Raw genomic sequence first — 12548 nt, forward strand, 5'->3', positions numbered from 1 at the left:
GCATGTATCTGCTTTAAGTATACTATAGAAGATCCCACCGCGGGAAAATAATGGTGTTTACTTAGCTGTTATTCTCAGATGAGTAAGTGGAAGTACATTTGTGTTTCATATAATTTTGGGTTTTATTATTAATTTGGAAATCTGGATAACACCTGTTGTTCAGATTTTTTTATGGGCAAAATCGTTTTTAATTTTTTCTTTACGAAAATCAAGTTTTAAAATGCTCGTAAATTCCAATTAATTCATCACTTTTAGCTGGTTTTCTCCATCAAAAATATAACATTAGTATCATGAAAATAAAATTATTAACCATCGTTTTGCTATTCTCCACTTTTATGGTGTTTGGGAACGAAAAGCGTTTTTATGTTTCAGATTACGGAATAAATGGTGATGGCATTTCCTTAAATACCTTAGCCCTTCAAAAACTTATTGATAAAGTAGCTGACGGAGGAGGGGGAGAAATAATATTCACAAAGGGACACTACTTGACTGGAAGTATAAGACTTAAGTCCAATATCCACTTGTATTTTGAAAAAGGAGCAGTGATGCTTGGAAGTACTAACCCATATGACTATGAAAGCCTAGAGATGTCCGGGAGGCCCCAGCAAGGAGGTAAAGATGATAATTCTCAGATGGCGCTATTGGTCGCTTATAAAGCGAATAATATTTCAATAACAGGAATGGGAACTATTGATGGGCAGGGAAGGGATTTGGCACTTAACATTGATAGTCTGCACCATATTGGTGAAAATATTGATCCGAAATATAGTGTAAAAAATAGGCGGCCTCATGAAACCATGCGACCGAAATTGTTTCGGTTTTCAACTTGTAAAAATATTGAAGTGAAGGGGCTGACTGACCAATAGTGCTTGTTGGGGGTTGTCTTTTGAACTTTGTCAAAATTTAGAAATCAATGATGTAAAAGTAGTAAATCGAGCTTACTGGAATAATGATGGCATAGATATTACCGATAGTCGAAATGTAAAGATTACCAATTGCGACATCAATACTGCAGATGATGGGATATGTCTTAAATCCTATTATAAGGACCATGCTAATGATAGCATTTACATTGCCAACTGTAAAATAAGAACGAGTGCAAGTGCCATAAAATTTGGTACTGCTTCTTATGGTGGTTTCAAAAATGTGAAAATTGAAAATATTAGGGTTGATGATACATTTCGTTCCGTGATAGCCATTGAAAGTGTGGATGGTGCTGACATTGAAAATATTGAGGTTTCCAATATCAAGGCCTTTAATTCTGGAAATCCTATTTTCATTCGTCTTGGGCACCGGGATGGCCTAGAGCCAGGAAGTATAAAGAATGTTTATATTCATGATTTCAAGGTCCAAGTCCCATTTGGAAGACCTGATATTGATTATGATATGCGGGGGCCAGCCGTCGATTATTTTCATAATCCTATTCCTTCACCCATATCTGGGATACCTGGGCACCATATCCAAAATGTAAAAATTGAGAATGTTGAAATTTCATATCCAGGAAGGGCTTCCAAAGGAATGGCTTATGTGCCATTAAGTAGACTGGACCAGGTTCCTGAGAACATTGATGGATATCCTGAATTTACTATGTTCAGGGAACTGCCATCATGGGGATTTTATGTCAGGCATGTTAAAAATATCAGCTTTAAAAATGTGGTTCTAAAACTCAATAAAGAAGATTTTCGTCCTCCCTTTGTTTTGCATGATGTACGTGACGTGAAATTAGAGGAGCTTAAAATGCCAAAGCAAAGCCATAAGATCATTATAAAAAATACACATAATGTTCATACAGATAGAATGGATTACCTTATTAAAACTGTTGATTAAGAGTGGGATAGAGAAGATGTTCTGTGGTTTTCATAGATTTATTTGAAATAAAAAGGTCCTGACCGCTTAGCAGATCAGGACCTTTTATCTAATTCGATTTCATTATTATAAATTAGGATTTAGTGTGGCGTCATTAGCAGGAACCGGCCAATATAGGTTGTCCTCAGTCAGGGTAAATCCACTAGGTAATGTATGACCTTGGAAGTCACTAAATCCAGTTCCGTTATACACTTTCATGGTTCTCTTCATATCAAACCAGATCAACCCGTTTTCTGCAGGGAATTCCCATACTCTTTGCTTCCAAACCTCTTCCCTAAATTGTTCTTTGCTCAGTCCGGAAATTTCGGGCAATCCCGCTCTCGTGCGAATTTGATTCAGGGTATTGTATGCTTGAGCATTTGCTCCATCAGCTTCATTTTGTGCCTCCGAGAAGGTCAACAGAACATCGGCATACCTAATAAGCCCAACATTTTTGTTGGATACACCATTTGCGGATTTGAAACCTTCATAAAAGAACTTATATACTGATGGGTTAAAGGTATGTCCATCCATTTCACTAAAGAAAAAACCTTGATTCTGTCCTCTCACATCTGTCGATGGGTAAGAGCTTAAAAAGGTTTCTTCTGGTTCCATCCCTCCAAAATGAAGCGGCATATTGGTTACTTTTCCGGCACCACCCAAAGGGCTGTAATAGCTGGAAATGGTAGAAATGACAAAACTTCCATCATATTGGGCCATCAATATATGTTCAGAACCCAGGTCAAAGGCTGGATCACTGAGTTTATCCATCCAGGAAAGTCCTCCTGCATCAGATTGGAAAAGACTATACCAGCCTGCATCGATCACTTCTTTGGCCTTATCTCGTGCCAGTGTGTATTTATCCGATTGATTTAATGGATATCCTGCCATGGTCAGGTATACCTTAGCTAATAATGATTTGACGGTTCCCTTAGAAACCCTTCCAATAGGGGAAGTGTTGGGTAAATCTGCCGACTCTGCTGTTAGTAAGTCGGGGACTATGACACCTTCATAGATCTCTTTAATACCCGTCTTCGAAATTTGTCCGTCGCTTAATGATTCTGTTGGTTTTAAATTAAGGGGAATTTCACCGAATATTTGAACAAGCTGGAAGTAGTAATAAGCCCTTAAAAAATGAGCTTCTGCCAACAGGTTTTCGGATATTTCCTCCGTTAATTCAGGATCATTGATTTTAGGTATGGAATTTATGGCAATATTAGCTGCTTCAATTCCTTCGTAATAGGAGTTCCATAGGGTCAAAAGGTCAGCGTTTCCATCATTGAATTCAAGACGGTAAGCTTGTTCCATGCCAGTGTCTTGGGTGCCCACAGCAGGTTTAAGTGTTCCGGTAGTAACCTCTAAGATAGAGTAGCCCATGGAGGCAAAGCCAGTCCTATTGTATGGGGCCCTAAGAAAAGCATAAATTCCATCCACTGATTGTTGTGCGTCTAGTAAAGATGTGCCAACAGTTGATTTGGAAGATCTGGGCTCCACCTCTAAGTACGATGTACAGGAAGCCAAGCAAAATGCGAATAGTATATATAAGATGAATTTGTTCATGATTTCTGTATTTTTTAAAGACTTACTTTTACACCGAAATTCATAAGGAGAGGTTTGGGATACCCATTCAGTTCTCTTCCTTCCCTATTTTCTCCTCGGAATGAACTTATTTCGGGATCGTATCCATGATACTTCGTGATGACGAAGAAGTTTTGCAGGTTAAAATATACCTGGGCAGCCTTGATGGTGGACATTTTCAAAATGTTGTCCCCAAAAGTATAACTTAAACTAAGGTTTTGACCTCTAATAAAGCTGGCATCGAAGATATGGCCTGAATCCATTCCATTGAAGGCCTTTAGGTCTTTTCTGACTCTAGGGAACATGGTGTTTTGATTTTCAGGGGTCCAAGCTTGTTCAAACAGCTCTTTGTACACATTTCCATAGCCCATCCTATCAGTATATAGTATGGTGGAATAATCCATGATATCAGCACCCTTCACGATTCTGATATCGAAACTCAGGTTCCAGTTTTTGTAGGAAAAGTTATTGCCGATATTCAAATTGTAATCTGGAAGAGGGTTACCGATTATTTGCATATCCTGGCTATCGATTTTACCATCTTCATTGACATCTTCCAATTTAATGTCCCCTGGTACACGACCATATTCTGCTGCTTTGGCCTCTTCTTGAGTTCCCCAAGTTCCTAATCTTCTAAAGCCCCAGAAAGAGAAAGAAGGTTGCCCTACTCGGTGAATTCCATCAAAAAACCATTGACCTCTAATCAGGACATCTGCGTCCTCAGTTCCTAATTCTACAATCTCATTGATATTTCTAGTGAAGTTGAAGGTGGAAGTCCACATGAAATCTCTTTTGCTGATGTTTGTTGTATTGATCAAGACCTCAAGACCCTTATTTCTTACAGAACCAATGTTTGAAGTGATTGAACTGTATCCCGTAAATTCCGGAACGGGAACATTGTCCAGTAAATTTTGGGTGGTTCGGCTATATAGGTCAGCAGTCAGACCAATACGGTCATACAGTACCAAATCAAATCCCAAATTGATGTCCGTCGTTTTTTCCCATTGGAGATCATTGTTACCCAAATTTCCCTGTGAGGTTCCTATGGTCCTTTGATTATTAAAGATAACTTGCTGGTTGCCTGGGCTAGCGATTCTGGTGAAATCTCCGATACCGTCGTTACCAATCAAGCCATAACTGGCACGTAATTTAAGATTACGGATGGAACTGGATCCCTTGAGAAAATCTTCATTGGAAATTTTCCAACCTAATGCCGCTGATGGGAAAAATGCGTATTTATTATTGGTTCCAAATCGCGAGGATCCATCTGCACGTCCCGTTACCGTAAGCATGTATTTTTCGTCATAAGAATAGTTAACTCTTCCAAAGTAAGAGTTTTCCCTGCGTCTGGTCCATCCACTCGAAATGACAGCATCATCCGTTCCTTGGGCAAGGTTGTAATACCCAAAGAAATCATCAAAATCTCGGGTAGACATCCCAGACCTAAATATGGTGTTTTGATACCACGACGCGCCAAGTAAGGTGCTGAAATCATGCTTTAAGCTGAAGGTTCTATTATAGGATAAAAGGTTTTCAAACTGTATATAGTCAGTTTTGGCATTACTTACTGAACCGTAAGTCCTATTGACAAATGTGTCTAACTCCTTTTGCGTATGGGTTTTACCGGCTTCATTGAATTCTTGCAATGAATAGGTGGTTTTGAATTTCAGACCTTCCGCTAATTTTATATCGATAAAATAGGACTGCAATACTTGGGATCTTTCTGTAATCCTGTCAATGTATCCCAGTCGATCTTTTGGAGTAGCTCCATACCAAATGTCCCAAGTTCCATTGGGATTTAACAGGTCATCTGCGTAAACCTTTGTGCCATCCTCATATCGGGTGGGGTATATGGGGAGATAAAAAAGCATGTCGCTGGTCAAACCATTGGCACCCACTCTGTAATCATCCACGATATTGGTTCGGGTACTTCCATAACTAAAGTTACCACCCACTTTTAACCATTTGTTTACATCAAAATCCCCTGAGAAACGCATGGTTTTTTTACCGGCATAGGTGTTTAATATAATGCCTTGGTCGTCCTGGGTACCTACGGAAATTGATGCATTATAATTTTCTCCACCAGCCCGCACATTAGCAAAATACTGTTGGGAAATACTTGTTCTCGTGGTTTCCTCGATCCAGTTAGTATTGTACTTAGGTGATCCGTCGGGATTAAATAACATTGGGTAGGACGCACCATAATCGTCTACAAATGAGCCTGCAGGAGCCCCTAAGTCACGCTGTTCTTGATCGATGGCAGACTTTACCTTATTCCAATATTCACCGGAACTCAACATCTCTGGATATCGGCTAAGCATTCCTACTTGAAGGTTACCTGTCAAGTCTACTTGTATGCCTCCTTTGTTCCCTTTTTTGGTAGTGACAAGTACCACACCGTTGGCTCCCTTGAAACCATAAATGGCAGTGGCAGAGGCATCTTTTAGAACACTTATGCTTTCGATGTCATTTACGTTAATTAAACTGATGTCTGCGCCTATTACTCCATCGATTACAAAAAGTGGTTGATTGGATGTGGAAAGTGACCCTTTTCCACGGATTTGGATATTTAGCGCGTCTGCACCGCCTGGTCGTCCAGAGCCATTATATACGTTTACCCCGGCAATTTTTCCTTGAATATTATCCAAAGGGTGAACAGATATTCTATTACTCATTTCTTCACTTGTGAGGGAAGCTACAGCGCCAGTTACATCTTTTCTTCTTTGTTCTCCATATCCAATGACCACTACTTCATCAAGCCTCTGAAGGTCCTCTTCTAGGATTACTGTTAGTTCTGATTGGTTTTGGATAGGGATTTCCTTGGAAGCATAACCTATAAAACTAATGACAAGAACCGCATTTTCATTCACGCTAATGGAGAAGTTCCCATCTAAACTTGTGGTGGTGCCATTTGAAGTTCCTTTTTCTAAAATCGTGGCCCCAGGAATAGCTTCTCCATTTTCATCAGTGACCTTGCCTGTGATGGTCACTTGCTGATAGGTGGTTTGATGCCTGTCATTTTCAGTAAGGTGAATTAGGGCTTCAGCCGATAGACTGATCGGAAATTGTAAGCAGAACAGGAATACCCAAACAATCGGCTGTTTTTTTTGGGTGAAATTTGTCCATGTAAAATGATTTTTCATAATGTAGGAAATTTTAGATTTATTTGGTTTTAGTTCGGTCATGCGCAAATGGGCATGATTTGATTTCCATGATGTTGCTTATGGTCATCTAAGGTGTTTTGCTAGGGTGGAATCATAGTCTTAAGGGATTAAACATGAAAAGATTTATAGTAAATCAATTTTATAATTACCGAAACTAAAGCGGTTTAGTTAAAGGTTTTACTTTTTTCTTAATACTCGTTATTCCTTTCTGTATTTGGGAAATATGAACCATCATAGTTTACTAAAGCGGTTTAGTTGGCTAAGTTAAGATAAATTCAAATAATACCAAATTATGTTGAGGTTAAGTTATGGGTTTATAAAAGAACTATCGGATAAAACTTGATTGGACATAATTGTTTAATACCAATTGTTACGGAAATATTTAAGTGTTTATGATTCCTTCCTAAATTTATTTTCCTTTTAATGCCATCACCCTCTTACTATTATATGTGAGGGTCTCCTATGGAAGGGGAGACCCTCACATAAATGGATCGATTTAGTATTGAACCTTTAACTTGTATGTCTCCACAGCATTTTTTTGGAGAGGGACGGAGAAGGAACTTCCTGAAATATTCACCTTACCTGAATATTCTTCCACCAAATTGGTGCGCTCTGCCTTAACGACTTTTCCGGAAAGCCTTATTCCTTCTTTCTTAGCTTTTTCTTGCATATTTACCAGTCGAAGAATGATATCATCATCATAATCAGATTTTTTTATGGTACTGATAGCAGTGAATGGTGAATCTGTTTCCATAAAGCTCATGACTGATGGTAATTTCCCTGATTGATCTTGGACATTTTTTGATAGGGTATAAAAAGGATGTTGGCTTCCTTTTCCAAACTGATAGCCATTTTTCCAACCGGGTTGGTGAGACGAAATAGAGAATTTAAAAGTATGTTTTCCTTTTTGTTCATAAAAAGGCCCCATTCCATGACAGCTTTTGTGGGTAGAAAGCATAATTCCTTGTAGTACAGGGTAGCTTACAGCGTCTCTTACAGGATCGATCCAGTCTACTACAGATACCGTTGACGATAATGTAACGCCTAAATCATCACCGCTGGCCGTCATAAAATCAAGTACTTCCCTAGGGTGGACATATTCGCCTAATTGGCGGTAAGTACCTTCCCAGGACCATCCCCCTGGGGAAATGGGCAACTCGTCTTCTCCAACTGTTACCATCCCCATAGGGCTTTCATAGCTGATGTTGGCATGTTGTTCATTGATACCCAAGGCAAATCGCCATTGCCTATTGTGCCTGCCGTCCCAATTGGGGATAGTGTATTCAAAATCAATCTTTTTTATGTCATTGAAAACCTTAATACTCTGAATGATTTCAATGTCATTTAAAGAATAACTGGCTTCAAAAACCGTGAATACAGGGCCAGAGCTGACCGTTTTCCAATGGCTTTCCATATCGCTAAGCTTAGAGTAGTCACGCATATTGGTTTTGGCCATCTCCACAAACTCTCCTGCTCCGTTTCCATCGTAGCCTAAGGCTAAGACATCACCTCCTGCATATCTTGTAGTATTTAGCACTTCTTGATTTAATTCTTTATCAAACAAACTTTTCAATCCTCCATTTCCCAAGGTTATTTTATAGTATTTATTCTCAAAATAATTAACGCCTGATTCAGATGGAGTAGGACTTTTCTTCTTTGATTTTTCCAGATAAAAAGTCTTGAAACCTACCGATGGTACTTCTTTAGCTATAAAATGCAATTGGTTATCTTCTTTTTGACTTGGTACAGTCTGACCATTTTCATCCAATATAATATAATTGGAATCCCCTTCTGGAAGATTAATGGTACTTAGTTCATCCCTGGACCAATTGAGGTCGTTGAAGACAACTTTTCCATTTGGCTTTTTCGTCTTGATGTTAGCAGTAATTTTTGATAAAGCAGTATGGAGAAGTTTTTCCCCCTCCTCATGTGCTTGGGTCAATTTTGCTTGGAAAGTGCTGTCGGTTACACCTCCATTCAAGCCTCCCCATCCATGGTCAGGAAATATAGCATTGAACCATGCCTCATCAAAATCATTTTTGGGGTAGCTGTTCATGTTGTTATCCACAAGACCTGCAAAAGTGGAGAAAATCTCGGCGGCAGGTAAAGAAACACTGGCTTTCCGTTTGGCTTTGATCGCTTGATAATGGCCAGGGCCATGGATGTACATCCAGATATTTGGACGCTCACCCTGTATGGAATCAAATTTAGCTTCAGGGACATTTACCTCCTTTAAAAATTCGTCTGCCGTGGAATGCCTTAATTTAGGAAGGGGAATCTCTGATAGTTTTACAATATTATTCCATTCCTTCACTACCTCACGATAGTAAATGGGGCCAGCAGCATCCTGGCTTATCATAACACCATAATGCGGCGGAATATTTCTTTTCTCATAATATTCATCCCAGTTTTTTAACTGCTTGTTGAGGCTATTCATTGCCAAAGGTGCCTGTTGGTCAAAATACTTATAAAAAATTACAGCCCAACCGTAATTTCCAGGACTGTAAGTAAATATTTTACTGCCATCCGGACTGTACCAATTATAAAAACCCTCCCCAAATCTACTTATGACGAGATTTTTAATTCCTCCTTTGGACAGGATTTGGGGAAATTGCAGGGAACGACCTGGGACATCTACATTATATGCAGTGTGAGCATCCATGCCAGGGATATTGTCTTTGATCCACTTACGTCCCCAGTACATTTGTCTCACCAATTGCTCACCGGATTCTATTCCTTCATAAGGCTGATTAAAAGTGGCTCCCCACTCAAATTGGCCGTTTTTATAGGCTTCTTTTACAGTCTCTTTTTTTTCCGGATATTCCTCTAGGAGCTCAATCAAATTTAGGGTCTGTTCCATTTCGAACCTATAATCATTATGTAGGTTCATGGTATCCAAGGCAGGTAAAATAATATCGTGGATACGTTCCTCCCTGCAATATTCAGGTGTATTCATCCAAGCGATGTCCTGATGGGAGGAGACAATAATATGAACGGTTCCATTTTGGAAATAACCCCAGTCTGAAGGGATTATTGGTTCGAAAATGGCTTTGGTTTGTTTTTTCCCTTTTGAATTGATCGTTAACGTGCTGCTTTTTCCAATTAGGGGAACCCAAACACTTAGTGTGTCCTTACTGTAAACTTCTGTTTTGAGGGGGATACCATCTAATATGATCTCTGTTTTCCCCAATTCATCAGGAATAAAGATTTTTGCTTTTGCCAGTACCTGGTTACCTGTTTTCTTATAATCGATTGGGGAATAATAATGGAACTTTGCTTCTTGGGCAAAGCTGGATAGTTGTAGTCCAAATAAGAGAATCAAGCTCCGCAAAGATATCTTTAGCAAGTTTGTAAAGGTATTATTTTCCTGTTTTCGGATACCCCCTAAGGGTTTTTGATCTTTAAGCTGTTTAATGACATTGTTGAAATGCATATCGTTTTATTTTGGTTACGTTTATTGAAAATCTAATAACTAAAGCGGTTTAGTTGGGCTAATTTAGTGAAAATTTTATTTCATTCTACCTATTTTATTAAAAAGAAGTTGAAATACTGACCATTTTGTTTTTCAGAAAAAGTTAATAAAATATAACGGGAGATGCCTAAATGACCGATTCTTTACCAATAAACTGAATCATTTATCAGTTTTAAACTAACCAGCGCAACCAAGGCGGAAATTCCAATTATCCAGTATCTTCTGGATAATTTTAGTTGTGTAACGATGAGATAGGATAATAACAGAAAAAGCACTACAATAATTATTTGGCCTACTTCCAGTCCTAGATTAAAAGAAAACAGGGGGACTAAAATGGATTCCTCTGAGCCAAGTAGGCTTCTTAAATAATTTGAAAATCCCAAACCATGAATTAAACCAAACGTCCCCGCTAGAAAAGTATTTAAACTTTTATTGCTTGAAAATGTCCTATTGGCTTTGAAAAATAAATTGGAGATACAGGTGAAAAGTATGGTCAGGGGGATTAGAAATTCGATAAGTTGACTGTTAGGTTGGATTAATTGAAAGGTTGCCAACGCCAGGGTGATAGAATGCCCAATGGTGAAGGAGGTGACCAATGCAATTATTAACTTCCAGTCCTTTAATTGATAGATACAAGCCAAGGCAATAATAAACAGGATATGATCGTACCCATTTATGTCTAGAATATGATCAAATCCTAGCCCGAAATAAAGATTGAAGTTGGACATATTATTTTTTTATTTAGCTTTAAAAGGTAATTTTGTAATATGTTTAATATAATATATATAATTTGTATAATCTTTTTCTGTGATGTCAGACCTGAACATCCCTTTAAAATAAGTGTCAGTGAAATTAAGTATGATGGTGATTTAAAGGAGATGCAAGTTGATGTTAAACTTTTCCTTGATGATTTTGAAATAGCACTAAGAGATTTTAGTGGAAATAGGCGACTTAATTTATACGATAAGTCTGATTCTGTATATTTAGGAACTCAAGTTGAAAAGTATATTTCTGAAAAAGTTCAAATACATACGGATCAGCCATTGAGCTTAATTTTTTTAGGGATGGATTATGAAGATCTGGTCCTATGGTGTCACTTTCAAGTCGAGAATGTAGAACCGTTTAATAGTATGCTAATTGAAAATACGCTTTTATTACATGTCTTTGACAGTCAAGAAAATTTAGTTAAAGTAAATAACAATGGGAAGCAGAAGAGTTTAAGATTTTCCTTGCGTAAGACCAGGCTGAGTTTGGAGTGGTAATGACCAAAGTCAGATACATATTTAAAATTGACCATTGTAAGTTTGGGGTTATTGTAGTTGATGAAAATATTATGCACAATAAAGATACAGATAGTTTTGATAAAATCAATGTTTAAGACTAACTAAACCGGTTTTGGTAATAATTGAAAATGTATTAAATTCCTAAAACGATACATTGGTGTTATGTTCAGTAGTAAAAGTGCTTGGTTTTGTGAAGAGGAATTAACCGGATAAGGAAGGAAATAAAAAGGGATTTTAAAATTACAGCGTAAATGGAAAATAAAAACTTTATTAGAATTTCAACAGATTCTCGCGTGCCCAAGTACAGGCAAATTGTTAATTCAATTACTGAGGATGTAAACAATGGCAACTTTGAGAAGGGCAGAAGAATTCCTTCTATAAATGAATTAAGTGAACAGTTCTACGTTTCAAGAGATACCGTTGAAAAGGCCTATATACTGTTAAAAAAAGAAGGAATAATTGAATCAAGGAGGGGAAAAGGCTATTATATCGCCAACGCCAAAGAAATTCAAACCAAAAAGATTTTATTTCTTTTAAATAAGTTTAGTGATTATAAACTTAAAATTTACAAAGCATTTTTAAGTTCTTTTGGCCCTGATGTGAAGGTGGAGTTTTATGTATATCATTGCGATCAGGATCTTTTTATCAATAAAATAAACGAAGCGTTAGGGCAGTACGACCGGTTTATAATAATGCCTCATTTTAAGGATGAAAGAAACCATCATCTAAACTGTAATGATGAAATTTTAACTTCCCTCCAAAAAATCCCCGCGAATAAGCTTCTCATCATGGATAATAAGCTGGAACAACTGGGAGAAGGGATTGCCTCTATTTATCAGGACTTCAAAATGGATATCTATTTTGCATTATTAGAAGCTGAAAATTACATATCAAAATACAATAAGTTGATTTTAATATTTCCTGATAACAACCTGTATCCTCATCCTCAAGAAATAAAAATTGGGTTTCGGAAATTTTGTATAGAAAATGAGATTGATTTTGAAGTTATTGATTCTTCTGATGATGAATTTGAATTGAAGTCGGGTGATGCGTATATCGTAATACAGGAAAATGATTTGGTAGGAATTATCAGTCAAATAAAGGAGTGTCATATGGAACTTGGAAAGGATATAGGCATCATATCCTACAATGACACGCCGCTGAAAAAGTTTTTAGGCGTAACCGTTTTTACGACTGATTTTGAAG

The 12548-nt window shown here is 37.7% G+C and carries 8 protein-coding genes; 4 read left to right on the top strand and 4 right to left on the bottom strand.

Annotated elements, in window-relative coordinates:
- Positions 1 to 290: 290 nt before the first annotated feature.
- Together ACYVAA_RS14440 and ACYVAA_RS14445 are read left to right on the top strand one after the other, a co-directional pair.
- Complete coding sequence (locus ACYVAA_RS14440) at positions 291 to 866, top strand: glycoside hydrolase family protein (RefSeq protein ID WP_460542917.1); 576 nt, start codon at positions 291 to 293, stop codon at positions 864 to 866.
- Between the two features lie 13 nt (positions 867 to 879).
- A complete protein-coding gene (locus ACYVAA_RS14445; RefSeq protein ID WP_460542919.1) occupies positions 880 to 1827 on the top strand; it encodes a glycoside hydrolase family protein in 948 nt (315 codons plus the stop codon).
- A 105-nt stretch (positions 1828 to 1932) separates the two neighbouring features.
- Here the strand turns inward: ACYVAA_RS14445 and ACYVAA_RS14450 are convergent, their stop codons facing one another.
- From ACYVAA_RS14450 to ACYVAA_RS14465, 4 genes are all read right to left on the bottom strand, one after another.
- Positions 1933 to 3405, bottom strand: a complete 1473-nt coding sequence (locus tag ACYVAA_RS14450) for a RagB/SusD family nutrient uptake outer membrane protein (protein ID WP_460542921.1) — start codon at positions 3403 to 3405, stop codon at positions 1933 to 1935.
- A gap of 14 nt (positions 3406 to 3419) precedes the next feature.
- Positions 3420 to 6566 carry a SusC/RagA family TonB-linked outer membrane protein gene (locus ACYVAA_RS14455; protein WP_460542923.1) on the bottom strand — a complete coding sequence of 1049 codons (3147 nt, stop codon included), beginning with the start codon at positions 6564 to 6566 and terminating at the stop codon, positions 3420 to 3422.
- A 517-nt stretch (positions 6567 to 7083) separates the two neighbouring features.
- On the bottom strand, positions 7084 to 10020 hold the full coding sequence (locus tag ACYVAA_RS14460; RefSeq protein WP_460542925.1) for an alpha-mannosidase: 2937 nt from the start codon (positions 10018 to 10020) through the stop codon (positions 7084 to 7086).
- Between the two features lie 182 nt (positions 10021 to 10202).
- A complete protein-coding gene (locus ACYVAA_RS14465) occupies positions 10203 to 10787 on the bottom strand; it encodes a HupE/UreJ family protein (RefSeq protein ID WP_460542927.1) in 585 nt (194 codons plus the stop codon).
- A 39-nt stretch (positions 10788 to 10826) separates the two neighbouring features.
- Between ACYVAA_RS14465 and ACYVAA_RS14470 the strand changes: the two genes are divergently transcribed.
- Positions 10827 to 11321: a DUF6702 family protein gene (locus tag ACYVAA_RS14470; RefSeq protein ID WP_460542929.1), complete on the top strand. Its 495-nt coding sequence runs from the start codon at positions 10827 to 10829 to the stop codon at positions 11319 to 11321.
- Between the two features lie 272 nt (positions 11322 to 11593).
- Positions 11594 to 12548 (top strand): GntR family transcriptional regulator (locus ACYVAA_RS14475; RefSeq protein WP_460542931.1); only part of this gene is annotated, 955 nt, incomplete at its 3' end.

The sequence above is a fragment of the Echinicola sediminis genome (assembly GCF_054777495.1).